The sequence below is a fragment of the Kitasatospora sp. NPDC059146 genome (assembly GCF_042786665.1).
GTDB lineage: Bacteria > Actinomycetota > Actinomycetes > Streptomycetales > Streptomycetaceae > Kitasatospora.
Genome location: NZ_JBHZCY010000041.1, coordinates 16,922 through 42,960, shown reverse-complemented (window position 1 = coordinate 42,960; position 26,039 = coordinate 16,922). Strand labels below are relative to the sequence as shown.

Annotated in this window: 32 protein-coding genes; 13 read left to right on the top strand and 19 right to left on the bottom strand. The window is 73.5% G+C overall.

The genetic code is table 11. The annotated features are described in order from the left end of the window. Positions 1-291 precede the first annotated feature (291 nt). A complete protein-coding gene (locus ACFXPX_RS19515; RefSeq protein ID WP_380642437.1) occupies positions 292-687 on the top strand; it encodes a transposase in 396 nt (131 codons plus the stop codon). A 47-nt stretch (positions 688-734) separates the two neighbouring features. Here ACFXPX_RS19515 and ACFXPX_RS19510 read toward each other — a convergent pair whose 3' ends face one another. The 6 genes from ACFXPX_RS19510 to ACFXPX_RS19485 all read right to left on the bottom strand — a co-directional run bounded on the left by ACFXPX_RS19510 (position 735) and on the right by ACFXPX_RS19485 (position 5,283). After that, on the bottom strand, positions 735-1,238 hold the full coding sequence (locus ACFXPX_RS19510) for a GNAT family N-acetyltransferase (protein ID WP_380592272.1): 504 nt from the start codon (positions 1,236-1,238) through the stop codon (positions 735-737). 43 nt (positions 1,239-1,281) lie between these two features. Then, entirely contained in the window at positions 1,282-1,584 is a 303-nt protein-coding gene (locus tag ACFXPX_RS19505) for a hypothetical protein (protein WP_380642435.1), read from the bottom strand. A 727-nt stretch (positions 1,585-2,311) separates the two neighbouring features. Continuing rightward, entirely contained in the window at positions 2,312-2,776 is a 465-nt protein-coding gene (locus ACFXPX_RS19500) for a hypothetical protein (RefSeq protein ID WP_380592268.1), read from the bottom strand. 55 nt (positions 2,777-2,831) lie between these two features. After that, a complete protein-coding gene (locus ACFXPX_RS19495; RefSeq protein WP_380592266.1) occupies positions 2,832-3,473 on the bottom strand; it encodes a DUF6518 family protein in 642 nt (213 codons plus the stop codon). A gap of 91 nt (positions 3,474-3,564) precedes the next feature. Next, complete coding sequence (locus ACFXPX_RS19490; RefSeq protein WP_380642433.1) at positions 3,565-4,029, bottom strand: lactococcin 972 family bacteriocin; 465 nt, start codon at positions 4,027-4,029, stop codon at positions 3,565-3,567. 294 nt (positions 4,030-4,323) lie between these two features. Beyond that, on the bottom strand, positions 4,324-5,283 hold the full coding sequence (locus ACFXPX_RS19485; protein WP_380642431.1) for a S41 family peptidase: 960 nt from the start codon (positions 5,281-5,283) through the stop codon (positions 4,324-4,326). A gap of 57 nt (positions 5,284-5,340) precedes the next feature. Here ACFXPX_RS19485 and ACFXPX_RS19480 point away from each other — a divergent pair, with 57 nt between their 5' ends. After that, positions 5,341-5,865: an ArsR/SmtB family transcription factor gene (locus tag ACFXPX_RS19480; RefSeq protein ID WP_375895683.1), complete on the top strand. Its 525-nt coding sequence runs from the start codon at positions 5,341-5,343 to the stop codon at positions 5,863-5,865. A gap of 61 nt (positions 5,866-5,926) precedes the next feature. Here the strand turns inward: ACFXPX_RS19480 and ACFXPX_RS19475 are convergent, their stop codons facing one another. From ACFXPX_RS19475 to ACFXPX_RS19450, 6 genes are all read right to left on the bottom strand, one after another. Beyond that, on the bottom strand, positions 5,927-6,400 hold the full coding sequence (locus tag ACFXPX_RS19475; RefSeq protein ID WP_380592261.1) for a nuclear transport factor 2 family protein: 474 nt from the start codon (positions 6,398-6,400) through the stop codon (positions 5,927-5,929). Then, complete coding sequence (locus ACFXPX_RS19470) at positions 6,397-6,765, bottom strand: hypothetical protein (RefSeq protein WP_380642429.1); 369 nt, start codon at positions 6,763-6,765, stop codon at positions 6,397-6,399. Before ACFXPX_RS19470 ends, ACFXPX_RS19475 begins: the two co-directional genes overlap by 4 nt. 157 nt (positions 6,766-6,922) lie before the next feature. Further along, complete coding sequence (locus ACFXPX_RS19465) at positions 6,923-7,147, bottom strand: hypothetical protein (RefSeq protein ID WP_380524321.1); 225 nt, start codon at positions 7,145-7,147, stop codon at positions 6,923-6,925. A gap of 54 nt (positions 7,148-7,201) precedes the next feature. After that, positions 7,202-7,879: a class I SAM-dependent methyltransferase gene (locus ACFXPX_RS19460; RefSeq protein ID WP_380642427.1), complete on the bottom strand. Its 678-nt coding sequence runs from the start codon at positions 7,877-7,879 to the stop codon at positions 7,202-7,204. Between the two features lie 44 nt (positions 7,880-7,923). After that, positions 7,924-8,418 (bottom strand): hypothetical protein, encoded by a 495-nt coding sequence (locus ACFXPX_RS19455; protein ID WP_375895671.1) that lies wholly within the window; start codon positions 8,416-8,418, stop codon positions 7,924-7,926. 41 nt (positions 8,419-8,459) lie between these two features. Further along, on the bottom strand, positions 8,460-8,690 hold the full coding sequence (locus ACFXPX_RS19450) for a hypothetical protein (RefSeq protein WP_380524324.1): 231 nt from the start codon (positions 8,688-8,690) through the stop codon (positions 8,460-8,462). A gap of 347 nt (positions 8,691-9,037) precedes the next feature. Here ACFXPX_RS19450 and ACFXPX_RS19445 point away from each other — a divergent pair, with 347 nt between their 5' ends. The 3 genes from ACFXPX_RS19445 (at position 9,038) to ACFXPX_RS19435 (ending at position 11,164) form a co-directional block, all read left to right on the top strand. Next, on the top strand, positions 9,038-9,517 hold the full coding sequence (locus ACFXPX_RS19445; protein ID WP_380642425.1) for a hypothetical protein: 480 nt from the start codon (positions 9,038-9,040) through the stop codon (positions 9,515-9,517). Between the two features lie 245 nt (positions 9,518-9,762). Beyond that, entirely contained in the window at positions 9,763-10,281 is a 519-nt protein-coding gene (locus ACFXPX_RS19440) for a hypothetical protein (RefSeq protein WP_380524328.1), read from the top strand. Further along, positions 10,271-11,164, top strand: coding sequence for a pentapeptide repeat-containing protein (locus ACFXPX_RS19435; RefSeq protein ID WP_380524329.1), 894 nt, complete (start codon positions 10,271-10,273; stop codon positions 11,162-11,164). The genes ACFXPX_RS19440 and ACFXPX_RS19435 overlap by 11 nt, the downstream gene beginning before the upstream one ends. 68 nt (positions 11,165-11,232) lie before the next feature. Here ACFXPX_RS19435 and ACFXPX_RS19430 read toward each other — a convergent pair whose 3' ends face one another. From ACFXPX_RS19430 to ACFXPX_RS19420, 3 genes are all read right to left on the bottom strand, one after another. Continuing rightward, positions 11,233-13,458: an acyltransferase family protein gene (locus ACFXPX_RS19430; protein ID WP_380642423.1), complete on the bottom strand. Its 2,226-nt coding sequence runs from the start codon at positions 13,456-13,458 to the stop codon at positions 11,233-11,235. 183 nt (positions 13,459-13,641) lie between these two features. After that, positions 13,642-15,408: a glycosyltransferase family 2 protein gene (locus tag ACFXPX_RS19425; protein ID WP_375895657.1), complete on the bottom strand. Its 1,767-nt coding sequence runs from the start codon at positions 15,406-15,408 to the stop codon at positions 13,642-13,644. A gap of 197 nt (positions 15,409-15,605) precedes the next feature. After that, positions 15,606-16,154, bottom strand: a complete 549-nt coding sequence (locus tag ACFXPX_RS19420; protein WP_380404728.1) for a GNAT family N-acetyltransferase — start codon at positions 16,152-16,154, stop codon at positions 15,606-15,608. A gap of 210 nt (positions 16,155-16,364) precedes the next feature. Here ACFXPX_RS19420 and ACFXPX_RS19415 point away from each other — a divergent pair, with 210 nt between their 5' ends. Then, positions 16,365-17,279, top strand: a complete 915-nt coding sequence (locus tag ACFXPX_RS19415; protein WP_380592249.1) for a lysozyme — start codon at positions 16,365-16,367, stop codon at positions 17,277-17,279. Positions 17,280-17,422: 143 nt separating this feature from the next. Here ACFXPX_RS19415 and ACFXPX_RS19410 read toward each other — a convergent pair whose 3' ends face one another. Next, a complete protein-coding gene (locus ACFXPX_RS19410; protein ID WP_375895650.1) occupies positions 17,423-17,782 on the bottom strand; it encodes a hypothetical protein in 360 nt (119 codons plus the stop codon). A 114-nt stretch (positions 17,783-17,896) separates the two neighbouring features. Next, complete coding sequence (locus tag ACFXPX_RS19405) at positions 17,897-18,526, bottom strand: maleylpyruvate isomerase N-terminal domain-containing protein (protein WP_380592247.1); 630 nt, start codon at positions 18,524-18,526, stop codon at positions 17,897-17,899. A 209-nt stretch (positions 18,527-18,735) separates the two neighbouring features. On the opposite strand from ACFXPX_RS19405, the gene ACFXPX_RS19400 reads away from it, so the two are divergent. From ACFXPX_RS19400 to ACFXPX_RS19385, 4 genes are all read left to right on the top strand, one after another. Further along, entirely contained in the window at positions 18,736-19,353 is a 618-nt protein-coding gene (locus tag ACFXPX_RS19400) for a LysE family transporter (RefSeq protein ID WP_380642421.1), read from the top strand. Positions 19,354-19,606: 253 nt separating this feature from the next. Continuing rightward, a complete protein-coding gene (locus ACFXPX_RS19395) occupies positions 19,607-20,326 on the top strand; it encodes a TetR/AcrR family transcriptional regulator (RefSeq protein ID WP_375896375.1) in 720 nt (239 codons plus the stop codon). Between the two features lie 50 nt (positions 20,327-20,376). Further along, positions 20,377-20,715: a hypothetical protein gene (locus tag ACFXPX_RS19390; RefSeq protein WP_375896373.1), complete on the top strand. Its 339-nt coding sequence runs from the start codon at positions 20,377-20,379 to the stop codon at positions 20,713-20,715. Positions 20,716-20,730: 15 nt separating this feature from the next. Next, positions 20,731-21,804 (top strand): M14 family metallopeptidase, encoded by a 1,074-nt coding sequence (locus tag ACFXPX_RS19385; protein ID WP_380642419.1) that lies wholly within the window; start codon positions 20,731-20,733, stop codon positions 21,802-21,804. A 184-nt stretch (positions 21,805-21,988) separates the two neighbouring features. Here ACFXPX_RS19385 and ACFXPX_RS19380 read toward each other — a convergent pair whose 3' ends face one another. After that, entirely contained in the window at positions 21,989-22,615 is a 627-nt protein-coding gene (locus ACFXPX_RS19380) for a TetR/AcrR family transcriptional regulator (RefSeq protein ID WP_380404707.1), read from the bottom strand. A 149-nt stretch (positions 22,616-22,764) separates the two neighbouring features. On the opposite strand from ACFXPX_RS19380, the gene ACFXPX_RS19375 reads away from it, so the two are divergent. From ACFXPX_RS19375 to ACFXPX_RS19365, 3 genes are read left to right on the top strand one after another with little or no spacing between them, the layout of a single operon-like run. After that, positions 22,765-23,523, top strand: a complete 759-nt coding sequence (locus ACFXPX_RS19375) for an SDR family oxidoreductase (protein ID WP_375896364.1) — start codon at positions 22,765-22,767, stop codon at positions 23,521-23,523. Next, complete coding sequence (locus tag ACFXPX_RS19370) at positions 23,520-24,335, top strand: SDR family oxidoreductase (RefSeq protein WP_380642417.1); 816 nt, start codon at positions 23,520-23,522, stop codon at positions 24,333-24,335. The genes ACFXPX_RS19375 and ACFXPX_RS19370 overlap by 4 nt, the downstream gene beginning before the upstream one ends. Further along, on the top strand, positions 24,332-25,315 hold the full coding sequence (locus ACFXPX_RS19365) for an NADPH:quinone oxidoreductase family protein (RefSeq protein ID WP_380592239.1): 984 nt from the start codon (positions 24,332-24,334) through the stop codon (positions 25,313-25,315). The genes ACFXPX_RS19370 and ACFXPX_RS19365 overlap by 4 nt, the downstream gene beginning before the upstream one ends. A gap of 45 nt (positions 25,316-25,360) precedes the next feature. Here the strand turns inward: ACFXPX_RS19365 and ACFXPX_RS19360 are convergent, their stop codons facing one another. After that, a complete protein-coding gene (locus ACFXPX_RS19360; RefSeq protein WP_380642415.1) occupies positions 25,361-26,005 on the bottom strand; it encodes a MerR family transcriptional regulator in 645 nt (214 codons plus the stop codon). Positions 26,006-26,039: the final 34 nt, after the last annotated feature.

Sequence of the window (26,039 nt, the reverse complement as noted above, 5' to 3'; positions counted from 1 at the left end):
CGAGCGGCCGCCCGCAGTCGCACTGTCGGCCGACACGCGGGCCGATGCCGATGCCCCGCTGATCAATGGTCTTCCCCTGGCGACGTCGAAGCGAGGTGAGGCCCCTTGGCTTGTAGACGCTGCACGGTGGCAGCTGGCCTTTGAGGGCCTGATGGACCGGATTACGGGCCGGTTCATGCGGGTCGAACCCCGTCACCGGGTACGGCGGTTGATACTCGGGATGCTCGCGGCCCGCCGCGCAAGAACTGCTGGACGATCGCCGAGTGGGCCGGTGAGGCGACTCCGGACGGCATGCAGCACATGCTCAACCGTGCCGAGTGGGACGCCGACGCGGTTCGCGACGACCTGCGCGAATACGTGGTCGAGAACTTGCACGACGATCGAGCGGTGCTCGTAGCGGACGAGACCGGAGACATGAAGAAGGGCAAGCCACACCGTCGGCGTCCAACGGCAGTACACCGGCACCGCAGGCCGGATCGAGAACTCCCAGGTCGCCGTCTACCTGGTTACGCAAGCCGGCGCGGACACGCTGCAGTGGACCGCGAGTTCTACATTCCGCATTCCGCGCTCGTGGACCGATCAGCCCGACCGGTGCCGGGCGGCCGGGCTCGCCCCGAAGACCGAGTTCGCCACCAAGCCCGATCCCGTGCCAGCCACCACTGCCGTCCAACCGCCCGCTATGCCTGAACACACGCGCTCACGTGAGTGTGAAGCCCCAGGGGCGCACCCCCGCTTCACGACAACGGGCTTGTGAGCCATACCACTTCACCGCTGTCGTCCGTGGAAACGTGATCCCGCTCGAACCCGAGCTTCTCAAGGACACGGAACGACGGTGTGTTCCACGCGCCGACGGTCGCCCAGAGCCGTTTCCGCCCGGTCGCAATAGCGGCATCGAGCACCGCGCTGGCCGCCTCGGTGGCGTAGCCACGTCCATGCGCACGCTGGAACAGCTCATACGCGATCTCAGGCTCCTCTACGGTGGAGCGGCCGATGATCAACCCGCAATAGCCGATGAAGTCGCCTTCGTCACGGCGCTGGATGGGCAACAGGGCGATCCCCGTGGTCTCCGTTGCGGTGAGCAGCTTCGCGATGGCCGTCCGAGTGTGCTCAACCGTGGGCGTCCCCTTGCCGCATTCGGAGAGGAGGGCGCGGAACTCAGCGGCGTCCGACTCGGCCCACGGCCGCAGTATCAGCCGCTCGGTCTCAAGGTGGAATGACATCGTCTCGTACGTGGACACGCCCCTACTCTGCCCCGCGGATCGTCACGAACTACAGCTGGTACTAGTGAAGTCCGAACTCCGCGCAGACGGCCGCAAAGGCTTCTGCCGGGTCGGACGTCTCCGTGCGGGTGACGCCTTCGACGATGAACGGAGCCTGGCCGTGCGGACCCGAATCGACCTGGACGCAGCTGGAGTCGATGCTGAGGAAGTACACGTTGTCGTCGTCGCCGGGATGGGTCACCTGCAGCCGTTCGACCGTGAGACCGGGCAGAAGGCGGCGGGCGCCGCCGAGAACAGCGTCCAGCGGTCCACCGCTACGGTCCGCCGTCCCCCACAGTCTGCCCTTGGTCAACGGTTCGCTCATACAGTGCATCATCCAACGCTTCACGTGCGCTCACAGCAGGAACGAGCCCTGGACTTGTCCTTTGACTGTTCTTAGCGGTTCGTCGGAGCCTGGTGCCCTTCTTGTGGTGGGCGGGCCGGTTCCCCCCGCCGCTGGGCAGCCTCTCGACGGATGGCGGGAAATCGTCCGGCGCTTGGCGCCTCCGCGGCCGTAGGCATCAAGTCCTCTCCCTCTTGGTCGAGTTCAGGGTCACGCGAAGGCCGTACCGCAGCCTCAGGAACACTCGGACGAGTGGGCGATCAACGCCCCGCCGTCCGTCGTGACCGCTCGATTCGAGCGAGGTAACCGATCCCCACCACGGTGAGAGCGACGACACCGAGTTGCTTGACCGTTTCTTCCCAGAGCAGGTCGATCATCCACTGAACTATGCCGTGCGTTTCATTCACAGGAGTGATCGTATACAGAGCTTGAGTGCGTTCTTGCTGGTGAGAGCCAGATCGCGGCAACGATCTGGTGTCATTTGCACGCGGTGGCCGTGCGGCGCCCCCGGGAGTGCCCGACAGCTGATCACCGGGCCGGCCCGCCTGTTCGAAGCCGGACGTTGAACGACAAGCCCAAAGGTTGAAGAACAAACTTGGGGCGCGTCCCGCAATTGATCTTTGAGTGGTTACAGCCGCGCGGGCCCAGCCCCGTGAATAGGCCTGTCCAGGACGGCTGCGACGCCGTGACCACACCAACCATCCCGAGATTATGGCCTTGGTGTGGTCGGGTCCGCGGGTCTGTCCACGGCCAGGAGACGGAGGTCTCCGCTCCAGCTCTCGCAGCGGACGCTGCCCGATGGGAAGTCCAGCTCAAGCGCCACACGCCCTGTTGCCGGCTTCCACTCCTGCCGGACTTCGAGCACCGCCTCGCCGAGGTGGGCCGCGAACGGGGTCTCGTCGCCTACGGGCAGAACGTCGATCCGACCCCAGTCGCCCATGTCGAACCCGTCCTCAGGCCCGGAGGACTCGACCATGAGGCACCAGTCCGTGCCGCTGGCAATGTTGGTGGACCCGTTTCGATCGTCGATCAGCCACACCTCGACCGGGCCGTCGCCAGGGTGTCCGTCGTGAATGTGCCACGACGCCAGCACCCCGACGAGCCGGCTACCGACCAAGGACGAGGGGTCGATGCCGGGTCCGTGCAACGGGCAGGCCGGGTTCAAGAGCTCCACCCGGGGACCGTACCGCGACCGTCAACGCCCCCTCACCTACTTGAACGGGGCAGCCTTAGACGACCGCGCTCCTGTCGCTGCGCGTTCTCCAGTGGCGCACCGAGGCGATCGTCAGGATGACCGTCGCTGCGGCGATCGAGACGGCCAGGGTTGCCGTCCAGGTGGCTCTGCTGGCCGGGGGCGAGAACGCGGCGGAGAGGCTGAGCCGGCGTGCGCTTTCGATGATGACCAGCACGGGAACGGCCATTCGGGCAGGAAGGTCGCGCAGTTGTCGGCTGCGGGCCGTGTTTCCTGCGGCGCCGAGAAGCGGGCCGAGGACTGTCGCCGCCGAGCACCACACTGTGACGTGGTCGAAGACCTCGGCCCAGGATATGTGGATGTCCGTCCCCATGGGGTCGGTGTTGAGGTCGAAGGTCCGATAGCCACCTTGGAGAACCTTGACGAGGTAGTAGGCGAGGACCCCAGTGATCAGGGCCAGTGGCGCCATGATCGCGGCCTTGAGCCTTGTGGCCTGTGAAAGGCCGACGAAGAAAGCCAGCGCAACCCAGGAACATCCGGTGCTCGCAACGATGTGAACGGCCTGGACGGCGTCATCGTCGACGCCGATGAGCAGAGGGCCGAGGCAACCAAGAGAGGCACCGGCGGCCAGTCCGGCGACGTACGGATGAATTCGGAATCTGGGCCATTTCGCGGCCACTCGGCACCTCACGGTATGTCCGATACTTGCAGGTCAATCGGAGCCGGAGCCCGTCGGCAGGGCTCCGGCCGTCGAGCCGGCCCCGTGGGCCCTAGTCCTTACCCCAGTAGAAGCTGCAGCCCCGCGCCCAGCCTCCCTTGACGGCGGCCTTCGCCCACTCCTTGGGGCCCTTCTGGTCCCTGTCGGTCACGTCGTCCATGACGACGGTTGCGTGGTGCTCCTGCTCCCCGTGGATGTACTGGGAGTAGCACTTCTTGAGGGCCCCGTCGCGCACCGTGCCGAAGTTCCAGGTGCCGCCCCCCACATTCCTGGTCTCCAGGACGGGCGACGCGTCCTCGTCGTCGGGCTGGAGCGTGACCCCGCCCCATTCCTCGGGGGCGGGCCCCAGCTCGGCGGGCCACTCGGTGACCTCGGAGACCGCGCCCGTGGTCGGCGCCGGATTCGCCGTGGGTGATGCCGCACCGGCGGGTACGCAGAGAACGCCCAGGGAGAGCGCCACCCCTGCGATACCGGCGGCTTTTGCCCGGTTGCTGCGCCATATCGTCTTGACTGCCATTGTTCCCGTTCCTTGGTCCGCATCGCGGCCGCGAATATCCAGCCCCGCGAACTGAATTGCCATCAGCTCGAAGGCGGTGCCAAGCTAGCAGCGTGAAAGATCGTTGACGATCTCTGCTGAAGACTCCTTAAGCTTCACGGCCGGTGGCCCGCGCCACGCGTGGGGGCTGTAGGGCCGCACGCTCTGGCTCGACGACACCCGGCTACGGCGGTTGTCTGCGCGAGGAGTTCGGTGCCGAGCCGACCGACCTCACCTTCCGGGACGGCACCTTCGAGCCGTTGAGGCTCTGATGCCCTACGCGAGGCGCGCCACGGCCAGGGCCAGCGCGCGGTCCAGCGCCGTCGAGGGGTCGCACGGGACGTCGGGCCGGACGCCGGTGCCCTCCCAGTTGGTGCCCGAGACCGGGTTGAGGGCGCGGGCGACGGGCACGCTGAGCTCCAGGTGGGGGTGCACCGTCCAGCCCTCGCGCGGGTGCGCGCCGCCCCGGGTGGCTTCCCCGACGATCTCGGCGCGGCCCAACTGCTGCAGGTCGTAGGCGAGTTCCTCGCCCGCCGAGAAGGTGTTCCCGCTCGTCAGCACGTACAGCGGCTTGCTGCCGCCGAAGCGGGCGCCGGGCACGAACGGGGGCGTCCAGGACTGCTCGGCCACCGCGCCCTGCCGCGAGAGCAGGGTGTTGAGGTGCGTGCGGCGGTCGAGCAGGTAGCCGCAGACGAAGGCGACCGTGTCCGGATCGCCGCCGGTGTTGCGGCGCAGGTCCAGGACGAGGGCGCGGGCGGGGGCCACCAGTGAGAGCGCCGCGGCCAGCGGCTGGGCCGCCCAGTCCAGCGGGAACATCTTGGGCCCGATCTCCAGGACGGCGACGCCGCCGTCGAGGAGTTCCACCCGTGGCACGCCGCCCAGAGAGGCGTCGAAGTCCCGCCGCATCGCGGCGAGTACGGCCGCGCCGCGCTCCGGCGGCACCGGCACGGCGTGGTACTTGAGGGCCAGGTGCAGGTCGCCGTTGACGGACCGCAGGTCGGCGGTGACCGCGTCGGCCAACTCCTCGACGTCCAGGGACCGGTAGCGGCCATCGGCGTTGCGGCGGCGCAGCAGGTCCGCCAACTGCTCGGCGGCGTCCGGGAAGACGTAGTTCTCGCCGACCAGGTCGGCGATCGACTCGACGACGGCGACGGCGTCCAGCGGCGCGGGCAGCGGCGCGGGCAGCGGCGCGTCCTGCGGCACGGGCAGTGACGGGGTGGAAGGTGTGGAGGTCATGGGAGGGAGTAGACCAGCGGCTTGCCAAAGCGTCAACCGTACTTAACGCTTGATCGGGTGAGCCACCAACCGGATGAAGACGAAGGCGACAGCGAGGACGTGCAGCGGATCACCACGCCGCTCCAGCACTCCGCACTCGCCCACCCCATGCGCCAGCGCCTGCTGTTCGCCCTGAGCACCCGGCCGTCGACGATCAGCCGGCTCGCCGCGCAGCTGGGGGCGAACAAGGGCAGCGTCTCCCACCACCTCAGGGTGCTGGGCGAGGCGGGGCTGGTCCAGGACGCGGGAACGCGACGGGTGCGCGGCGGCACCGAGAAGTACTACCGGCGGACCGCCGAACGCCTCCTCGTCGCCGAGCCCCGGGCCGAGGGCACGGCCGCGCTGTTCGGGGCCGTCGCCCAGGAGCTGGACCGCTCACCCGTCGACCACCTCATGACGCTGCGCCACCTACGGCTCAGCCCCGCCAAGGCGGCGAAGCTGGCCGAGGCGCTGGCCGCGCTGGTCGACGAAGCCGAGGAGGACCCGGAGGGCGAGCCGGTGCACGGCCTCCTGGTGACGCTCTACCAGCAGGCCGGGGCGTAGCGGGTGAGGACGTAGCGAGTGAGGACGTGGCAGGTGGGGGCGTAGCAGGTAGGGGTGGCGGCTACCCCTGGTCGGCCGCCGGTCGCAGATGGCGGCTGACGTCCCCGACCAGGGTGATCCGGACCCGGCGTGCCGCGAACCGCCAAGCGCCGTCGCGGTGTTCGAAGCGGTCGTGGTAGCGGCCGGCGGCGATGGGCTGGAGCGGAAGGCCGGGGAGGGCCTGGAGGACGGTGACGTAGGAGCGTGCCGTCGCCGTGCCCGCCGCCGGGTCGACGTCGACGGCGAGGTTGGTGGTGACGTGCTGGGTGCGCGGGGTGCCGTCCTCGTAGCGGATCACCGTTTCGCGGAACATCCGCTCGATCTCCGCGCGCCCGCGCAGGGGCTCGCCGCTGCCCGTGAAGACGGCGTCGGCGAGGAGCTCCCCGAGCCCCGTGAAGTCCCCGTCGTCGACCAGTTCGGCGTAGCGGGCGATCAGGTTCTCGACGGCGCGGTGGGCGGCGGCCTGGTCCCCGGCCGGGTGGTTCGTCATGGTCATCGCTCTCGGTGCTCGGCTGCTTCTCGCGGTACGTAAGGTTCGTGCGGGTCGTGGCGGACCGCGGAGTGGCGCAGCTGGAACGGCGAGCCGGCGGCGGTGGGCGTCCAGCCCTGCGACCGGGCGGCCCGGATCCCGGCGGCGACCTCGGCCGGCAGGACGACCTCGGCGGGCACCAGCCGGGGTACGGACGTCTCCGGCCGTCCGGTCTCCACGACGAGGGTCGTACCGGGTCGGGCCGCGTCCTCCACCACGTAGCCGAGGGTGCCGGCGTCGTAGTCGCAGCACCAGTGCTTCCTGCTCATCCGCCAGCGGTACTCGACGCCGTCGACGACGATGCGACGGGACCCCTTCTTCACCAGTGCCACGTGCTGCCCTTCCCCCTGCCGGTTCGCGTACGTCGCCAGTCTCGCCGCACGCCACGCGCGTGTCACCGGGTTTACCCCGGGGCCCGGTCCCGGCAAGCAGGCCCGTAGCAGGCAGGCCCGGCCGACGGACCCGGCCGACGACCCCGGCAGAGCGGCCCTAGCCGAAGTGCCCCCAGCGGACGGCGATGATCAGCAGCACTCCGGCCGCGGTGAAGGCCGTCCCGGCGACGACCGTCCGGGCGACCGGGTGCCGGAAGCGGGGGATCTGCGCCGCGACCAGCCAGATCCCGCCGAACACCAGGAGCAGGCCGGCGACCTCGGCGAGGATCAGGCCCGTGTGGTGCGCGAGAGCGAGGCTCGCGGCCGCGGGAGCAGGGCTCATGTCCGGATCGTCGCGCTCCCGGGGGCCGGTGTCAAAGCGGCGGCGGGGCCGCTGTCAGAGCGGCGGGGGCGGGGGCCGGTGGCCGCGCTGGAAGACCAGTTCGGTCCAGGTCACGTCCGTACGGGCGTGCAGGTCGGACCGCTCGCCCTGGTGGAGGAGGTGGAGGCCGTGGGCTTCCGCCTGGGCGGTGGTGTGGTCGGGCGGGAGGTCGAACATGCGGCGGCCGGGCGGGACGGGGCCGTGGCGCAGGGTGAGGGCGAGGCGGGCGCCGGGGGCGAGGAGGCGGGCCACGGCCTGCAGGGCGGGCGGGCGTTCGGCGGGGGTGAGGTGCATCCACACGGCGGTGATCAGGACGAGGTCGTACTGCTCGCCCCGGGCGGTCAGCTCGGGCAGGTCGGGCAGGGCGTCGGCGATCCAGCGGATGCCCGCGCGGGGGTGCAGGCGGGCACCGACGGCGCGTAGTTCGGGGGTCGGTTCGACGGCGGTGACCCGGTGGCCGAGGGCGGCGAGGGCGGCCGCGTCACGGCCGGTGCCGGCGCCGATGTCGAGGACGGCGGCGGGCGCGGCCGGGTAGAGGTGCAGCAGGGAGCGGTGGACCTCGGCGAAGTCCACGCTCTCGTACTGGACGGCGAGTTGTTCCGCTGCCTCGCCGTAGCCGACCGTCCCCGGCGGGCCCTCCGAGTCGGCGGGGCGTATCGGTTCGGCGGGGCGCATCGGTTCAGCGGGGCGCATCGGTTCGGCAGAGCGTATCGATTCGGCGGATCGCATTCGGCTCCTCATTCGGATTCCCGGACGACGACGGCGTCCCCCGCGGCGGCCGCGCCGGCGAAGAAGTCCCGCAGGTCGCGCAGGTCGTTGACGACGCGGGCGGCCCAGGACTCGGACCAGGGCGGTTCGGAGTCGAGCTGGGCGACCCGCCGGGCGAGCACCGTGTCCTGCTGGCGGACGAGTTCGCCGAGCGCCGAGTCGCGCAGGAAGGTGAAGGCGGCGGCGACCTGGTCGGGCCGCAGCACCGGCATCCCGGCCCCGGTGTCACGGCGGGTACCGCCGTAGACGGGGAGCCGGGCGGCCGGGTCGGGGTGGAGGCCGTTCTCGGTGAGGGCGAGTTCCATCAGGACGGCGGTCCGCCGTACGCCAAGGGCGAGTCCGGCGGCGACCAGCCGGTCGTACCGGACGTCGCGGCTCCGGGGCACGAGTTCGCCGAGTTCCTCGGGCGAACAGGCGTCCACGGCCTGGCCTGGCAGGCGGCGCCAGAAGTGATCCACGCTCACCCGGAAAGCGTAGCGAACCCGACGGCCGGGCGATCAGTGGCTCAGGCTTCGCCGGGGTGCCAACTCGGCCATTCCCAGGGGTGGTCGGCCCAGTGCACCTTGACGGGGTCGTGCGGGTCGAGGTCGGGGAAGAGCTGGTGGATGCGGGGTTCGAACTCCTCGGGGGCGAGGGGTTCCCAGCCGCGGCCTTCGAGGTGGACCAGGCGGTAGCGGCTGTCGGCCCGGAACTCGGCCACCTCGACCAGGTGTGCGGACGTGCTGTTGGTCTCCATGACCCCCAGCATGTGGGTCGGCGGCAATCAGCGCCCGTCCAGACCCCTCTTCCGGGTCATGTCCCGTGGTCGGCGCGCTCGTTGAGCACGGAAAGGTACGGCGGGGGCGGCGCTGGAAGGACGAGCACATGACTGGGCAGCCCACCGGAGGACAGTGGCAGTGGCCGTCGAACGCCTGGCAGCCACCTCCCGTCCCCCTCCCGATCCCGTCGCAGGCGGAGCCGTTCCGGGCGCAGCCCTCGTCGGCGGGCCCCTCGCAGGCCGGACCCCCGCAGGCCGGGCCCCCGCAGGCGGGTCCGCCGCCCGGCGGCACGCCTCCGCCGTTGCACCGGTCGCGGAGGGCCCGGGTGGTGGCGGCCGGCGGGACGCTGGTGGTGCTGGCCGCGTTGCTGGTGATGTGCGGTCCGGGGTCGGGTGACGACGTCCGGGTGGTGGCCCTGCCGGAGGCCTCGCCGTCGGCCACGCCGTCCGGCCTGTTGCCGCTCGCTCCGCCGGCCGGCACGCCCTCACCGTCCCCCGGCCCCTCCCCCGCGCCGGGGGGCGCCCCGGCCCTGCCGGGCGGTGACCCGGCCACGGCCACGGCGGCGGCAGCTCCGGGTAGCGGGGCGGACCGGAGCGGAGCCCCGCACGCCTCGGCCTCGCCGCACTCCAAGGGGGGTCGCAGCCCGCGGCCGAGCCCGTCCGGCCGCCCGGCACCGAACGCGGGCCCGGGGGCGCCGGGGCTGCCCTCGCTCGGTCAGGGGACGATCTGCGACCAGGCGGAGCGGATGGGCCGCTGGCCGGCCGGTTCCGAGCAGGCCCGGCTCTGCCGCGGCGTCTACGGCTGACCGGAACCCGACGCCCGCACGTCCACCCACCCTCACGTCCACCCTCACGTCCCCACGCACCCACCCACACCCGCACGAGCGCATTACCACGGCGGGCCCGCGCCCGCCCCCGAAACGCCGGTAGTTCCCGAGGATCGGTGCCCTGCGGGGTGGCGGGCCCGGCAGTGCACGGCCCGGTGCACCAGCATGGTCGGCGAGAGGGCCGTCGGGAATCAACGGTGCGGTGGGTGCGAGGAGTTGCTCGGATGCAGATGCTGGCTGCATGCCTGTGGGGGCTCGGTGGTGCGGCTGCCATCGAGGCGTGGACCCTCCACGAGCGGATCAACTCCGTGGGCGGCTTCCCGTGGACGTACCGGGGGCAGATGAAGCTGGCTCCGTACGTGGTGGCGGTGGCGATCCGGCTGAGCGTCGGGGTGATCGTGACGGCGGCGTCCACCGCCTCGAACCAGGTGGCGGGCCCGGTGGGGGCGTTGGCGATCGGCATCGCGGCGCCGCAGATCCTGCAGCAGATGTTCGCGCGCGGCCCGTCGCGCGCGGACCTCCCCTCGCCACCACGGGGGGCCGAGCCGAGGTCCGGGCCAGGCTCCGGGCCGCGTTCCGGGCCGGGCTCCGAGCCGAGGTCCGGGCCCCGGCCCGGACCGCTCCGGACCCCGATCGTGCCCCGGGTGGACGGCAGGGTGAACGACAGCGTGAACGGCAGACTGGACGGCAGGTACGGCCCCGCCGACGGGGCCGACCAGCGGAGGAGGCGTCGTGGCCGGTGATTCCGTACGGGACGGACGGGGGTCGGCGGCCGGCCGGGCCCAGGAGCCGCCGGGCGAGGGCTTCCGGACCTGGCTGCGGGCCGCCCTGGCCTTCGAGCCGCTCCGGGTGCCCGGCCCGGGCGCGGTGCTCCACAACGCCGAGCTGGCCGGCGCCGACCTGTCCGGGGCCGACCTGCGGGCGGCGGACCTGACGGGCGCGAGCCTGGCCGGCGCGCGGCTCCACGACGTGGACCTGAGCTCGGCGATCATGACCGACATCAACCTCTGCCAGGCCGAACTGTGGCGCGCCGACCTGTCGGACGCGACGCTGGACGACGCGAACCTGTACGCCGCCGACCTGTCCGGCGCCAACCTGGTGCGGGCCCAGCTCTTCAACGCCCACCTGGCGGGCGCCCGGCTCCGCGACACCCGGCTGCCGGAGTCCGACCTGCGCTACGCCCTGCTCACCGGCGCCGCCATGGACGGGGCGGACCTGCGCCGGGCCCAGCTGTGCGGGGCGGTGCTGGCCGGGGCGACGCTGCGCGGCGGCGCCCTGGCCAGGGCCGACCTGAGCCAGGCGTACATCACCTCGGCGGACCTCACCGGCGCCGACCTGTCCCGCGCGACCCTGGAGCACGCCTGCCTCGCGGCCGCCGTCCTGGTCGACGGGGACTTCACGGGCGCCGGCCTGGCCCACGCCGATCTGACCGACGCGGACCTGACCGGCGCCCGGCTGGACGGCGCCGATCTGATCGGCGTCAGCTGGTCGCTGCGGACGGAGTGGCCCGCCCACCTCTACATGGACATCCGCAGCCGCTCCGAGGAGGTGGGGCCGGGGGTGTTCCGGATCGTCGGGGCGGACTCCCGCCTGGGGGAGCTGCCCCGCGAGCCGGTGCTGACCTGAGCCCGCGGGGCAGTGCTGGCCTGAGCCCGCAGGGCAGGGCGGGCAGTGCACCTCCCCCCGCCCCACCCTCACGGCGCGCCCAGCACCCCCTTGTCGATCCGCGGCGCCAGCACCCGGGCGAGGGTGTCCGTGATGTGCCCGGTGTCCCGGTAGAGCACCACGCCCTCCAGCACGGCCGGGCAGCTCGCCCCGCTGCCCGGGCAGAGCAGCGGCCCGAGGTCGAGGGTGCGCACGCCGTACCGGGCCGCGAGGCCGCCGTCGAGCATCGGGTCGGGCTCGAAGGCGGTGTCGCGCGGGAAGAAGCAGGCGTCGGAGCGGCCGTCGGAGGCGGCCAGGCAGGTGGGGATGTCCTTGCCCGGCATCGGGGTGTCGCCCAGGTAGGCGAGCGGGGCACCGAGCGCGGTGAGGCGGTCGAGGGTGCGGGTCCAGCCCTCGGTGCGTTCCTCCTGGCTGCCGTAGCGGTTGAGGCCGGCCATCAGGACCAGCCGGGGCTTGGGCCCGGAGGTGAGCCGGGTGAGGGTGTTCTCGCGCCAGCGGTCGCACTCGTCGAAGGTGCGGCCGAGGACGTTGTTGCGCACGGTCAGGGTGGCCAGCGGGCAGCCGGGCTTGACCAGCACCTCCAGGGCCCAGTGCCGCTGCTCGGCGAGGGCGAGCCCGGCGGAGATCCACTGCCCGGCGTGCGAGTCGCCGAGCAGCACGATCCGGTCGGGGCTGTCCTGGTTGCCGAAGAGGCAGCGGGGGCTGCTGTCGGCGTTGAGCGGGATCTCGCAGCCCTTGCCGGGCGGGAAGTCCTCCCGGGCGCGGGCGAGCGAGGGGGTGAGGCCGAGCACCCGGGCGCCGGGGGCGAGCAGGGCGGGCCCGTCCACGGCTCCGGCGGGGGCGACGGTCGCGGTGTCCGCGGTGCCGCCGAGCGCGCGGACGGTGCCGCCGCCGAGGGTGAGCGCGGCGATCAGCGGGATGACGAGCGCGCTGGCGCCGACGGCGAGGCCGCGCCGGGGCGCCGGGGTGCTGCCGTACCGCAGGGGCTGTTCGACGAGCCGCAAGGTGAGCCAGGCCGGCAGCGCGCTGGCGGCGGTCAGGGCGAGCAGCACCGGCCAGGTCAGCTGGCCGTACCGGGCCTGGGCGATGGTCAGCACCGGCCAGTGCCACAGGTACCAGGCGTACGAGAGGCGTCCGGCGGCCCGCAGCGGGCGGCTGGCGAGGACGCCGCCGACGATCCGGTCGGCGGGGGCGGCGAGCAGCAGGGCCGCGGTGCCGAGGACGGGCAGCAGGGCGGCCGCGCCGGGGAAGGGGGTGGTGCGGTCGTACAGGAAGACCGAAGCGAGCACGGCCGCCAGGCCGGCCCAGCCGACCAGCCGCAGCACCCGGGTCACCGCCCGCCCGGAGCCGCGCCCGCCCGCGGGGGCGGGGACGAGGTCACGACCGGCGGTACGGCCCGCGGTTCGGGCGGCGAGGGCGCTGCCCAGCAGGGCAGCGCAGGCTCCGGTGGCGAACTCCCAGAGCCGGCTGCCGGTGGAGAAGTAGGCGAGCGGCGCCGAGGTCGCCGTCCAGCGCAGGCAGAGCGCCAGCGAGGCCCCGCCGACGGCCAGGGTGGCGAGGGTGATCGCCAGGGTCCGGCGGCGCCCGTGCAGGTAGCGGGCGAGGCCGAGCAGCAGGACGCCCCAGAGCAGGTAGAACTGGTTCTCCACGCCGAGGGACCAGAAGTGCTGGAGCGGGCTGGGGTCGTGTTCGGCGGCGAGGTAGTCGGTCTGCTGGCCGACGAAGCGCCAGTTGGCGAACTGGCCGGCGGAGGCGATCAGGTCGTGGGCGAGGTCGGTGCCGCGCAGCGGGTCGAGCAGCGCGCCGCCGGCGGCGGCGGTCGCGACCAGGACGGTGGCGGCGGCGGGCAGGATGCGGCGGGCGCGGCGGGCGGCGAAGTCCCACAGGCCGATCGGGCGGCCGGTGAGCAGACCGGTGATCAGGAAGCCGGAGATGACGAAGAAGACGTCGACGCCGACGAAGCCGCCCGTCGGGCCGGGGACGGCCGCGTGGTAGGCCAGGACGGAGAGCACGGCGATGCCGCGCAGTCCCTCGATGTCGGGACGGAAGGCGGCACGGCGGCGGGGCTCACCCGTCGACGCGACGGTGCCGGAGGCGGTGCCGGTGCCGGTGCCGGAGGCGGAATCGGAGTCGGACGGAGAGGCGGAGGTGGAGGTGGTTCCGGCGGCAGCGGCCTGCCGGTCCACCCGGACGACTCCGGGCAGCAGTTCGTCCGAGGACGCGGACGACGTCGGTGGTGGTACGGCCGTTGACACGGCGGTGCTCCTTGCTGGGCTGGCAGCGGTGGTCGGGCCCGCCGGGCCGATGGGGCGGCCGGGCGGCGGGGGTCCGCGCCGGTGGGGCGACGCGCAAGGAAACGCAACGGGGAAGAGCGGGGAAGAGCAGAGGGACCAGGCGGAGGGAACCGGGCGCAGGACCCGGGCGCAGGAACCGAGCGGTCAGAAGATCAGCGGGTCGGCCCAGCCGGAGGCGAGCACCCCGCAGAGCAGCAGCACGGCGGTGACGGCGACGGCTTCCGCCCGGCCGAAGCCGAGGTCGGGTCCGAGTCCGGTGCGGCGCCGCGCCGGTGCGGCGACCTCTCCGACGGCGGCGCCCTTGCCGCCGTCCGCGGCCCGCGCGGCCCGGCCCGTGCCGAGCAGCGGCCACAGCGACCTGATCAGCGGGATCATGGTGTACGCGGTGAGCCCGAGCAGCGCGGCGAGCGCCCAGAAGGGCCGCCAGCCGTACTCCAGCCCGGCGCGCACCAGGCCGGCCGCGCCCGCGAGGATGACGAGGCCGAGCCAGCCGACGCCGAGTCGGGCGACACTGCGGGCCAGGGCGGTTCCGCCGGAGACGGCGCCGGTGGGCACCCAGTCGGCGGAGCGGCGGCGCAGCGCGTGCGCGATGGCGATCACGTGGCAGAGCCCGCCCAGGAGTTGGACCCGGGTGACCTCGAAGCGCCAGCGGGTGCGGGACATCGCGGGCAGCAGCACCAGGGCGACCCAGATCGGCGGCAGGAAGGGCAGGACCTGCCAGGGCTGGATCTCCTCGGGGGCGAAGAACAGCATGATCAGCGCGGGCAGCGGCACGGCGAACACGTTCACCGCGCTGGTGACGTAGCCGAGGATGCCGTTCCAGAAGCACAGCCGGGCCGAGCGGGGGAGCGGGCCACTGCGGAAGTCCGGGTCGCGGACGAGGGCGAGCGAGCCGAGGCACCAGCGGTACTGCTGGCTGATGAAGGCGGGCAGACCGGTGGGCGACATGCCCTTGGCGACCAGCGCGGGGACGTACCGGGTGCTCCAGCCGGCCCGGGCGAGGGCGAGGCCGGTGTAGAGGTCCTCGCTGTGGTCGATCTCGGCGAAGCCGCCGATCCGTTGCAGGGCGGCGCGTCGGTAGAGCGCGTTGGTGCCGCAGCAGACGGTGCCGTCCTGGGCGTCCCGGGAGGGCTGGATCCAGCGGTAGAAGATCTCCTGGGTCGCTCCGGCGGCGCGTTCGAGCCAGGACATGTCGGCGTCCGTGTCGAAGCACTGCGGGCTCTGCACGATGCCGACCTCGGGGTTGTCGAGGTAGGGCACCAGGTGGTGCAGGAAGTCGGGGCGGGGGCAGAAGTCGGCGTCGAGGACGGCGATGACCTCGCCGGTGCCCTCGGCCAGGCCGTGGTTGAGGTTGCCGGCCTTCTTGAAGCGGCCGCGGTCGGGGCGGGCGCGGTACTGGAAGCCGTAGGAGCGGGCGAGTTCGCGCACCTCGGGGCGGTCGGCGTCGTCGAGGACCAGCACGGTCAGTTCACCGGGCCACTGGACGGCGGCGGTGTGCCGGTAGGCGTTGTCGAGGACGGCGAGCGGTTCGCCGGCGGTGGGCAGCAGCAGGTCCACGCTCGGGTGGCGGGCGGGGCTCCAGGCGCGCAGCAGCAGGTCGTGCGAGTCGCGGGTGAAGCGGCGGGCCCGCTGGCCGTCGGTGAGCGAGAGCAGCCAGGTGGCGGCGTTGAGCACGGTGAGCACCAGGAACGGCCAGAGCAGCGGCTTACTGAGGGCGAACAGGCCGAGGGTGGCGGTGGCTCCCGCGTAGGAGAGGGTGGCGCAGAGCAGCACCCAGCGGCGCTGCGGGCCGAAGTACCAGTAGAGCTCCTGGTCGTCGGGCGGGCTGGGGAGTCGGAGGTCGGGGTCCGCGGGCGTCCGGCGCGGACCGGTCTCGGGTGCGGACATGGCGGTGCCATGGAGTACGGGCATGCGGAAATGGCCCCCCTGGGCATCGGACGGAACTTCGCCGTACGTCCTCAGCCTCTCACATTGGTCTGGACCAATCATGAACGAGGTATGACATCTCCGCATCGCCCCAGCTCAGCGACTTGACGTTGCATCAGTAGGACGACAGACCATCAAACGATCAACAAATCGCCCTTCGCCGAGCCCCGTCGAACCCGCCCCTACAGCTCCTTGATCAGCTGCTCGAACCGGAGGTCCGGACGGCGCGGGACGCCGAAGCGCTCGTCGCCGTACGGGAACGGGCTGTACACGCCGGTACGGCGGAAGCCGCGGCGCTCGTACCAGGCGATCAGCTCCGCGCGCTGCTCGATGACGGTCATCTCCATCGTGCCGACCCCCCACTCCTCGCCGGCCAGCCGCTCCGCCTCGGCCAGCACCAGCCGCCCGATCCCGCCGCCCTGGAGGCCCGGGCGCACCGAGAACATGCCGAAGTAGGCCCGCTCGCCCCGCCGTTCCAGCTGGCAGCAGGCCAGCAGCTCACCGTCGCGCTCGGCCAGCAGCACCAGTCCCTCGGCGTGGCCGACGGCCTCCGCCACCCCCTCGGCGTCGGTGCGCTGCCCGCCCAGCAGGTCCGCCTCGGTGGTCCAGCCGGCCTTGCTGGCCTCACCCCGGTAGGCGGACTCGACCAGCTCGACCAGCGCCGGGACGTCGGCGGGGGTCGCGGGACGGAAGGTCAGTTCACCGGCGGTCCTGGCGGCGGTCTCGGGCATGGCGCTACCTCGTTCTCGTGACGGTCGGCGTTCTGGTGAATGTCGACTTTTATGCATCGTGCCACATCGCCCCCCTGCCCCGGACGCAGGCACCTGGCGCAGCTGGCGGGTACATGGCTAACCTGCTCCCCGGTCGGTCCAACCACCGTCCGCACCAAGCCCGTTGGGCCATTCGCACCGGAACCAGACACCGGAACCAGAGGAGTGTCCATGCCCCGCTCTTCCCGCTCCGCCCGCCCCACCGGTACCAGCAGAAGACCCACGACCCGCCGTCGGCTCCCCGTACTGGCCGCACTCGCCGCCGCGACCGCCCTGGTCACCGGCGTCACCGCGCCCGCCTACGCGGCCGACCCCGCCCCTCTCGCCCCCACCGGCCCCGCCCTCACCCCCACCCCCGAGGCCCGCCCGGCCTTCCACCCCGACCGCGACTTCGCCGGCTCCACCGTCGCCGCCCACGAGGGCCGCACCGGTGCGTCGCCGCTGCCCGCCCTCGCCGCCACCCAGACCCCCGGGCTGGACGTCGCCAGCTACCAGGGCAACGTCGACTGGTCCACGGCGGCGGCCAACGGCGCCCAGTTCGCCTACGTCAAGGCCACCGAGGGCACCAGCTACACCAACCCGTACTTCGCCCAGCAGTACAACGGCTCGTACAACGCCGGACTGATCCGCGGCGCCTACCACTTCGCGCTGCCGAACAACTCCTCCGGCTCCGCCCAGGCCAACTGGTTCGTCGACCACGGCGGCGGCTGGTCCGCCGACGGCGCGACCCTGCCGCCCGCCCTCGACATCGAGTACAACCCGTACGGTGCCAGCTGCTACGGCCTCGGCCAGAGCGCCATGGTCAGCTGGATCCGGGACTTCTCCACCACCGTCCGCAACCGCACCGGGCGCTACCCCACCCTCTACACCACGACCAACTGGTGGGCGAGTTGCACCGGCAACTACGGCGGCTTCGGCGCCACCAACCCGCTCTGGATCGCCCGCTACTCCTCCACCGCCGGCACCCTGCCGAACGGCTGGGGCTACCAGACCTTCTGGCAGTACGCCGACTCCGGCACCTTCCCCGGTGACCAGGACCTCTTCAACGGCGCCGCCGACCGGCTGAGCGCTCTCGCCCTGGGCTGACCGGGAACACCGCTGCTCCCCGCACCGGACCGACGGCGCGGGGAGCAGCGGGCCCTACCAGGGCGGGCCCTGCCAGGACGGGCCTGCCAGGGCGGCCCTGCCAGGACGGGCCTACCAGGGCGGCGGGCCGGACGACGCCGGGCTCAGCGGTCGGTGAGCTCCGGCGCGAACACCGTGCCCAGCGGCTCCGGCCCCACGTACTGCTGGCAGTTGCACTGCCGCGGCTCGTAGCTCACCGGGCGCCGGTCGGCGTCCCAGCCGGTGGGCGCCTCGACCACCTCGTGGCAGCGGCCCTGCTTGTCGTGCTTGGCCAGGTGGTGGGTGCAGCCGCAGACCGGCTCCGGCGGGCGGCCGGCCGCCTCCAGGGCGACCCGCTGCCGCTCCTTCGCCTCCAGCACCTCCAGCTTGCGCTGGTGGCGGTTCTTCAGCGCCCTGCGGGCGAAATCCGAGCCGCCGTAGATCACCATCGGCAGCAGCCACCAGAGGTCCCACAACCGGTCCATCGACATCCCCCCGAGTGACGCGTTCTCCGAGCCCCCAGCATACGACTGACCAGCGGGAACGGGACCCTCCGGGTCAGTGGTCGACCGGCTCGGCGGATGACGGGCAGCACCGGCTCAGCGGATGACGGGCAGCACCGGCTCCGAAGCGCGGCCCGCCGCCGCCTCGATGAAGGCCACCGGGTCGGCGACCTCGGCCAGCAGCCCGCGGGTGAACCGCAGCGCCCCCTCGGCCGGGGCGGGGCCGCCGACGGCCGCGACCAGGTCCAGCAGGTGGACGGTCGCCTCCATCAGCGCCACCTCGCCGAGCGCCCCGACCGTGACGCTGCCGAGCAGCGGGTGCGCCACCACGGTGCTCGGCGGCAGGTCCGCGAGTCCGGCCAGGGCCTCCGGGCCCTCGGTGCCGAACCGGGCGATCAGCGCCGCCGGTTCGCTCGCCCTGGCCGCTTCCCTGGCCAGCTCGGCGACCTGTCCGGCGGCGGTGTGGGCGAGCCCGCCCGGCCGGTTGAAGGTGCGCAGGACGTCCGCCCCGCAGGTCAGTTCGGCCGGACCGTCCAGGACGGCCCCGCGCAGTCCGGTGAACATCTCCGGCACCGGTGCCACGTGCGCGTACAGGTCCCGTACGGTCCACTCGGTCAGCCGGGTCGGCCGGTCCCAGTCGGCCGCCCCGAGGGCCGCGCCGCGTTCCGCCCAGGACCGCCAGGCCTCGGCCAACAGCTCGCGCACGTGGTCGTTCTGACTGGTCATCGGGGGCCTCCTCGAAACGGTGTCCACGGAGTGCCCCACGCTACCCGCCCTCACCGGAGAAACCACTTGCACCCCCGGCACCCCGCCCGCCACCATCACCGCATGACCACCGCACCTGCCCGCCCGCTGCCCGTGACCGCCGCCGCCCGCCCGGCCGCCGGTCAGCAGCAGCAGCCCGGCCACCCCCGGAGGCCCGACCGCGCCCTCGCATGAGGGCCGCGCTGGTCGCGGGGCTGCTCGCCGGGTGGGGCGTCGCCGTCCCGGTGGGGGCCGTCGGGGCCTACCTGGTGGCGCTCAGCGCCCGGACCTCGCTGCGCACCGGGGCCTGCGCCGCCCTCGGCGTGGCCACCGCGGACGGGCTGTACGCCGTGCTGGCCGCCCTCGGCGGCAGCGGCCTCGCGCCGCTGCTGGCGCCGGTGGCCACGCCGCTGCGGATCGTCTCCGCCCTCGTCCTGCTCGCCCTGGCCGTCCGCACCGCCGCCACCGCCCTGCGCACCCCCGGCTCCGCCGCCCTGGCGGCCCAGACCCCGCCCGGCCCCGCCCGGGCCTTCCTGACCCTGCTCGGGATCACCCTGCTCAACCCGCTGACGGTGCTCTACTTCGCCGCCCTGGTCCTGGGCGACGGCCCCGGCAGCCCGACGGGCCCGCTCACCCGCACGGTCTTCACCCTCGCCGTGTTCGCCGCCTCGGCGAGCTGGCAACTGCTGCTCGCCCTCGGCGGCGCCCTGCTCGGCCGGGCCCTGACCGGGGCCCGCGGCCGCCGGTGGACCGCCCTGGGCTCGGCCGCGCTGGTGGGCTGGCTCGCCGTCCGGCTGCTGCTGCAATGACCCGACCCGGCCGCACCGGGCCCTACCCAGCCGCACCAGGCCCCACCGGGCCACACCCGGTCACCGGTTGCGCTCCGTCACCGACCGGGGCACGACCGGGGCCTGTTTTCCGGCTATTCGTCCCTTGTATCCTGGTTCTGTATCCGCTGTGTAACCTGCGACCTGCCCGGCCCCGGCCCCCTCCGGCCCCGCCGCCCGGGCACGGCCGACGGCCCGGCGGCACCGACTCGGAGGAGTTCGGAGGAGTGCGGACATGGCTGAGCGGGACGGCCCCGAGAAGCGCGGGCGCCTGAGTCGCCCCCTGGTGCTGGACGCCGCCGTCGCCCTGGTGGACCGCGAGGGGCTCGGCGCGCTGACCATGCGCAGGCTGGCGGCGGAGCTCGGCGTCGAGTCGATGGCCCTGTACCGCTACACCCCCGGCAAGGAAGCCCTGCTGGACGGCCTGACCGAGGCCTACTTCACCGAGATCAACACCCAGCTGCGCACCGGCGTCGGCGGCGGCCACGAGCACGGCTGGCGGACGGAGCTGCGCCGTATCGCCCAGGCCTTCGCCGTCGTGGCGCACGCCCACCCCGAGATCCTGCCGCTGGTCGCCACCCGCCCGCTGGCCGTCCCGGTGTCCCGCCGCCCGGCGCCGGCCCTCGCCCTCACCGAGCACATCCTGGCGGTGCTCGCCCGGGCCGGTTTCGACGACACCACCGCACTGACGATCTACCGCACCTTCGTGGCCTGGAACCTGGGCTCCCTGCTGGTGGACAAGCGCCAGGTGGTCGACAACCCGGACGAGCCGGACCCGGTGCTGCGCCTCGGCCTGCACCGGCTGCCCGCGGCCGACTACCCGCGGCTGCGCGCGCTGGTCCCCCGCTTCGCCGACTTCGACGACCGGGCCGAGATGCTGGCCGGCCTGGACCGCCTGCTGGACGGGATGCCGGAGCCGCCCCTTGACGACTTCTACGGCGAAGGCGGATCCTGAGGATACGAGGTACACGTCGGACATATCCGTACGAATCCCCCGAGGTCGTCATGTCCGCCGTCCCCATCACACCCCCCACCCCACCCCGGCCCGACATCCTCAGGCTCCGCGTCACCGCCCGGGACGCCGACACCCTGCGCGCCCTGCTGCGCGAGGTCCGCCCCGACACCGGCGGCCGCCCGCGGCAGGAGTCCGACGGCAGCGTCGGCATCGACGTCTACGCCCCGGAGAACCGGGTCGCCGCGCTCGAACGCGAGGGCGTCACCGTCACGCGGACCGGCAACGCCAGCGAGCACGGCCGGGCTGCCCAGGCCGAGGTCGGCACCGGCGACCGCTACGCCGCCGACGACGCCGTCCCGCACGGCCTGGCCGCCAAGCTCGCCGGCTGAACCGGGAGGCCCGTCATGTCCTACCTGAACATCACCGAGGTCGAGTCCGCCGTGACCAGCTTGGCCGCGTCCTACCCCGGTTCCGCCCAGCTGATCACCCTCCCCGAACCGTCCGTCGAGGGCCGCACGTCCCACGCCCTGCAGTTCGGCCGCCCCTCGCGCATCCCCAAGGACGCCGTGATGCTGATCGGCGGCGTGCACGCCCGAGAGTGGGGCAGCTGCGAGATCCTCGTCCACTTCGCCGCCGACCTGTTGGAGGCCTTCCGGACCGGCACCGGCCTGGGCTACGGCTCCACCACCATCACGGCCCAGCAGGTGCAGGACCTGCTGCTCCGGCTCGACCTGGTGGTCCTCCCCCTGGTCAACCCGGACGGCCGGCTGTACAGCCAGACCGTCGACCCGATGTGGCGCAAGAACCGCAACCCGGCCAACTCCGGCGGCAGTTCGAACCCGGACTGCATCGGCGTCGACCTCAACCGCAACTACGACTTCCTCTTCGACTTCACCACCGCCTTCGCCCCGACCGCCACCCCCCAGGTGTCCACCTCCCCGTGCGACCAGCAGGTGTACGAGGGCCCGAGCGCCTTCTCCGAGCCCGAGACCCGCAACGTCCGCTGGCTGCTGGACCACTACCCGGGGACGCGGTGGTTCGTCGACGTGCACAGCTACTCCCAGGACATGCTCTACAACTGGGGCGACGACGAGAACCAGTCCGGGGACCCGGACATGAACTTCCGCAACACCTCCTACGACGGCAAGCGCGGACTGCCCGGCGACACCGCGTACGCCGAGTACATCCCCAAGGACGACGTCGACACCGCCCTCGAACTCGCCACCGCCTTCTGCCGGGGCGTCCAGGGCGTGCGCGGCACCGCCTACACGCCGCTGACCGGGTTCCACCTCTACCCGACCAGCGGGACCAGCGACGACTACGTCTTCTCCCGCCACTTCGTCGACCCCGCCCAGGGCAAGGTGCTCGGCTTCACCGTCGAGTGGGGCAAGGAGTTCCACCCGGCGTGGGCGGAGATGGAGCGGATCGTCCTCGACGTGGACGCCGGGCTGGTGGAGTTCTGCCTGGCCACCGCCTGACGGCCCTCCCCCGGCAATCCTCCGGAGCCACCGTGCCCGACAGCAGGGCGCCCGCCACGACCGGCCGTGGCGGGCGCCTTGGCGTTGGCGTTGTACGCCTACGAGGCACACGTACTCCGTATACGATTCTGCTCGCCGTCCGGAGCCCGGTCAAGCCCGTGCCCCCGTCGGGCCCGTGCCCCGGTCAGACCCGGGCGCCGAGCATCCGCAGCACCAACTCGCCGTAGCGGCGGCCGAGTTCCTCCGGCGTGCCGGAGGAGCGCTCGGTGTACCAGCGGGAGACGTCGATGCCCAGCGAGGTGACCGCGCGGGCCGCCGTACGCACCTCCGAGACCTCGAACTCCCCGGCCGCCACACCCGCTTCGATCAGCGCGCTGACCTCGCGCTCGATGTCCAGGCGCAGCGCCGCGACCTGGGCGTAGGCGTCCTCGGGCAGGGCGTGCAGCTCGTAGTTGACCACCCGGCCGACCGTCCGGGCCCGGGCGTGCCAGGCGGTGAACTGCTCGACCACGCGCCGCATCCGCTCGGCCGGGCCGCCCTCCCCGGCCGCCGCCTCCCGGACCAGGGTGAGGGTGGCGGCGTGGCCGGCCCGGCTGATCTCGGCGAGCAGGGCGGCCTTGGACTGGTAGTGGATGTACAGCGCGGCGGGGCTCATGCCCGCCGCGGTGGCGATGTCCCGGGTGGTGGTGGCGTGGAAGCCGCGCTCCGCGAACGACTCGACGGCCGCCTGGAGCAGCCGGTACGCCGCCTCGGGGCGGGTGTCGGCGCCCGGCATGGTCGGCCAGAGGTCGGCGATGGGCGTGCTGGTCATGGCGCCATCCTCCCAGAGAAGTCGTACAGGCATTCCCGCCGGCCGCTCCGGTGCGGCCCGGCGGACTGTTGACAGGCTCTCGCACCGACAGCATGCTGAGCAAGCGCTTAGTCAGCACTCCAGAGCAGACCGGAAAGGCAGGACCCTCCGTGGTGCACTCCTTCAAGGGCCGGGTGGCCGTCGTGACCGGATCGAGCCGGGGCATCGGCCTCGGCATCGCCCGCGAACTGGTCGACCGCGGCGCCAAGGTCTGCCTGACCGCCCGCAACCCCGAGCCGCTCGCCGAGGCCGTCCGCGACCTGGGCGGCCCGGACAACGCGATCGCGGTCGCCGGCAAGGCCGACGACCCGGCCCACCAGGAGGAGGCGGTCGCCCGCACCCTGGAGGCCTTCGGACGGCTCGACCACCTGGTCAACAACACCGGCATCAACCCGATCTACGGGCCGGTCCTGGAGACCGACCCCGACGCGGCCGCCAAGATCTTCGCCGTCAACGTGCTCGGCCCGCTGGCCTGGACCCGCCGGGCCCACGCCGCCTGGATGGGCGAGCACGGCGGCTCTGTGGTCAACGTCGCCTCGGTCGCCGGCATCCGCGCCTCGCTCGGGATCGGCATGTACGGCATCAGCAAGGCCGCGCTGATCCGGCTCACCACCGAACTCGGCGCCGAGCTGGGCCCGCAGGGCATCCGGGTCAACGCCGTGGCCCCCGCCGTGGTGAAGACCAAGTTCGCCGAGGCGCTGTACGAGGGCCGGGAGGAGAAGGTCGTCAAGGCCTACCCGCTGGGCCGGCTCGGCGTCCCCGAGGACGTCGCGGGCGCGGTCGCCTTCCTGCTCTCCCCGGAGTCCGGCTGGATCACCGGCCAGACCCTGGTGGTGGACGGCGGAGTCACCCTCGGCGGTGGGCTGTGAGCGGCGCCCCCGCCGGCTCGGACGGGCCGAGCGGTGACCTCACCGGCCAGGGCGTCGTGGTGACCGGCGCCGGCCGGGGCATCGGCGCCGCGCTCGCCCGGGCCTTCGCCGCGGCCGGCGCCCGGGTGGTGGTCAACGACCTGGACGCCGACGCCGCCCGCACGGTCGCGAAGGAGTGCGGCGGCACCGCCCTCCCCGGGGACGCCGCCTCCGCCGAGGGCCTCGCCGCCCTGGTCGGGCGGGCCCGCGCGGAGCTCGGCGAGATCGACGTGTGGTGCGCCAACGCGGGCGTCGCCCCGATCGGCGGCGCCGACGCCCCCGCCGAGGCCTGGACGAGCGCCTGGGAGGTCAACGTCCTGGCCCACGTACGAGCGGCCGACCTGCTGCTCCCCCGCTGGCTGGAGCGCGGCCGGGGCCGCTTCCTGGCCACCGTCTCGGCCGCCGGGCTGCTCACCATGCTCGGCTCGGCCCCGTACGCGGTCAGCAAGCACGGCGCGCTCGCCTTCGCCGAGTGGCTCTCCGCCACCTACCGCCACCGCGGCGTCCGGGTGCACGCGCTCTGCCCCCAGGGGGTGCGCACCGACATGCTGGCCTCCACCGGCGCGGTCGGCGAGGCGCTGCTGGTGCCGACCGCCCTGGACCCGGCGGAGGTCGCCGAGGCGGCCCTGGCGGCACTGCGGGAGGAGCGGTTCCTGATCCTGCCGCACCCCGAGGTCGCCGAGTACTACCGCGTCCGGGCCACCGAACCGGACCGCTGGATCGCCGGGGTGAACCGGCTCCAGCAGGGGCTGGAGAAGGGCGGGGCGCTGTGAGGGCCTGGCAGGTCACCGAACTCGGCGAGCCGGCCGCGGTGCTGCGGCTCACCGAGGACGCCGCCCGGCCGGTGCCGGGCCCGGGGCAGCTGCTGGTCAAGGTCCGGGCGGCGGCGGTGAACTTCCCGGACGCGCTGATGGTGCGCGGGCACTACCAGGTCCGCCCGCCGCTGCCGTTCACCCCGGGTGTGGAGCTGTGCGGCGAGGTCGCGGACGGCGCCCGGCGCGGCGAGCGGCTGATCGGCAACCCGGTGCTGCCGCACGGCGCCTTCGCCGAGTACGCGCTGCTGGACGCCGCGGCCGCGTTCCCGGCGCCCGAGTCGCTGGACGACGCCGAGGCGGCGGCGCTGCACATCGGCCACCAGACCGCCTGGTTCGCCCTGCACCGCCGGGCCCGGCTGCGGGCCGGGGAGACCCTGCTGGTGCACGCGGCGGCCGGCGGGGTCGGCAGTGCGGCCGTCCAGCTCGGCCGGGCCGCCGGGGCCCGGGTGATCGCCGTGGTCGGCGGCCCGGCCAAGGCCGAGGCGGCCCGGGCGCTCGGCGCCGACCTGGTGGTGGACCGGACGGCCGACGGCCCGGCCGGGGACTTCGTCGCCGCCGTCAAGGAGTTCACCGGCGGGCGCGGCGCGGACGTGGTCTTCGACCCGGTCGGCGGCGAGGCCTACACCGGCTCCACCCGGTGCGTGGCCTTCGAGGGCCGGATCGTGGTGGTGGGCTTCGCCGCCGGGCAGATCCCGGCCCCGGCGCTGAACCACGCCCTGGTGAAGAACTACACGATCCTCGGCCTGCACTGGGGCCTGTACAACACCCACGACCCGCGGGCCGTGCGCGCCGCCCACGACGCGCTGACCGAGCTCGCCGAACAGGGCGTGGTCCGGCCGCTGGTCAGCGCCCGGGTCCCGCTGGCGGAGGCCGCGGCGGCCGTCCAGCTGGTCGCCGACGGGCGCAGCACCGGGCGGATCGCCGTCCTGGGCGAGTAGCCCGACGGACGGCTGCACCGACGGACGGCTGCACCGGCGAACGGCTCAACCGCCGCGCCGGGCGGACTCGTTCTCCTGGGCCAGCCGCCGCAGCGCGAGCAGCGCCGGCTCCAGGAGGACGGTCCGCAGCAGGGCCCGCTCGGCCTGTTCGAGCGGGTCGGCGTCCGGGTCGAGCTGGTCGAGGTCGAGGACGGCGGTCCGCTCGGCCAGTTCGGCGTAGCCGCGCAGGGTGGCGGGGTCGAGTGCGGCGCCGAGCGAGCGCAGGGTCTCCAGGGTCTCGCCGAGTGCGGCCCGGGCGGGGGCGTACTCGGAGACCTCCCAGCCGAGGGCGCCGATCAGCGCGTCCACCTCGGCGGCGCCGGGCGCCGGTGCGGGTGCCGGTCCGGGCGCCGGTCCGGGCGCTGGGGCGTCCTCGTCCACCGGCCGGGCCCCGAGCACCAGGCCGAGCACCTGGTGCCGCTCCCCCGCGTGCTCGGCCACCGCGCCGAGCACCTCCCGGGTGGCGCTGACGCTCAGCCCCCGCACCCCGATCAGCGCGCGCACCAGGCGCAGCCGCCGCAGGTGGCTCTCGTCGTACTCGGCCTGGGTGGCGGCGGTGGCCCGGCCGGGCGGCAGCAGGCCCTCGCGCAGGTAGTACTTGATGGTCGCGGTCGGGACCGCGCTGCGGCGGCTCAGTTCGGAGATGCGCACGGCGGACACCTCGGGCTTTCCTCTGGTCGGGCTT

Excerpts from the sequence above, each read along its gene's own strand:
- ACFXPX_RS19400 (WP_380642421.1), top strand. The coding sequence starts at position 18,736 with ATGAGGGCCGCGCTGGTCGCGGGGCTGCTCGCCGGGTGGGGCGTCGCC.
- ACFXPX_RS19450 (WP_380524324.1), bottom strand. The coding sequence starts at position 8,690 with ATGGAGACCAACAGCACGTCCGCACACCTGGTCGAGGTGGCCGAGTTC.
- ACFXPX_RS19385 (WP_380642419.1), top strand. The coding sequence starts at position 20,731 with ATGTCCTACCTGAACATCACCGAGGTCGAGTCCGCCGTGACCAGCTTG.
- ACFXPX_RS19395 (WP_375896375.1), top strand. The coding sequence starts at position 19,607 with ATGGCTGAGCGGGACGGCCCCGAGAAGCGCGGGCGCCTGAGTCGCCCC.
- ACFXPX_RS19460 (WP_380642427.1), bottom strand. The coding sequence starts at position 7,879 with ATGCGCCCCGCTGAACCGATGCGCCCCGCCGAACCGATACGCCCCGCC.
- ACFXPX_RS19475 (WP_380592261.1), bottom strand. The coding sequence starts at position 6,400 with ATGACCATGACGAACCACCCGGCCGGGGACCAGGCCGCCGCCCACCGC.
- ACFXPX_RS19410 (WP_375895650.1), bottom strand. The coding sequence starts at position 17,782 with ATGGACCGGTTGTGGGACCTCTGGTGGCTGCTGCCGATGGTGATCTAC.
- ACFXPX_RS19505 (WP_380642435.1), bottom strand. The coding sequence starts at position 1,584 with ATGAGCGAACCGTTGACCAAGGGCAGACTGTGGGGGACGGCGGACCGT.
- ACFXPX_RS19380 (WP_380404707.1), bottom strand. The coding sequence starts at position 22,615 with ATGACCAGCACGCCCATCGCCGACCTCTGGCCGACCATGCCGGGCGCC.
- ACFXPX_RS19515 (WP_380642437.1), top strand. The coding sequence starts at position 292 with ATGCAGCACATGCTCAACCGTGCCGAGTGGGACGCCGACGCGGTTCGC.
- ACFXPX_RS19440 (WP_380524328.1), top strand. The coding sequence starts at position 9,763 with ATGCAGATGCTGGCTGCATGCCTGTGGGGGCTCGGTGGTGCGGCTGCC.
- ACFXPX_RS19485 (WP_380642431.1), bottom strand. The coding sequence starts at position 5,283 with ATGACCTCCACACCTTCCACCCCGTCACTGCCCGTGCCGCAGGACGCG.
- ACFXPX_RS19465 (WP_380524321.1), bottom strand. The coding sequence starts at position 7,147 with ATGAGCCCTGCTCCCGCGGCCGCGAGCCTCGCTCTCGCGCACCACACG.
- ACFXPX_RS19425 (WP_375895657.1), bottom strand. The coding sequence starts at position 15,408 with ATGCCCGTACTCCATGGCACCGCCATGTCCGCACCCGAGACCGGTCCG.
- ACFXPX_RS19415 (WP_380592249.1), top strand. The coding sequence starts at position 16,365 with ATGCCCCGCTCTTCCCGCTCCGCCCGCCCCACCGGTACCAGCAGAAGA.
- ACFXPX_RS19405 (WP_380592247.1), bottom strand. The coding sequence starts at position 18,526 with ATGACCAGTCAGAACGACCACGTGCGCGAGCTGTTGGCCGAGGCCTGG.
- ACFXPX_RS19490 (WP_380642433.1), bottom strand. The coding sequence starts at position 4,029 with ATGGCAGTCAAGACGATATGGCGCAGCAACCGGGCAAAAGCCGCCGGT.
- ACFXPX_RS19420 (WP_380404728.1), bottom strand. The coding sequence starts at position 16,154 with ATGCCCGAGACCGCCGCCAGGACCGCCGGTGAACTGACCTTCCGTCCC.
- ACFXPX_RS19390 (WP_375896373.1), top strand. The coding sequence starts at position 20,377 with ATGTCCGCCGTCCCCATCACACCCCCCACCCCACCCCGGCCCGACATC.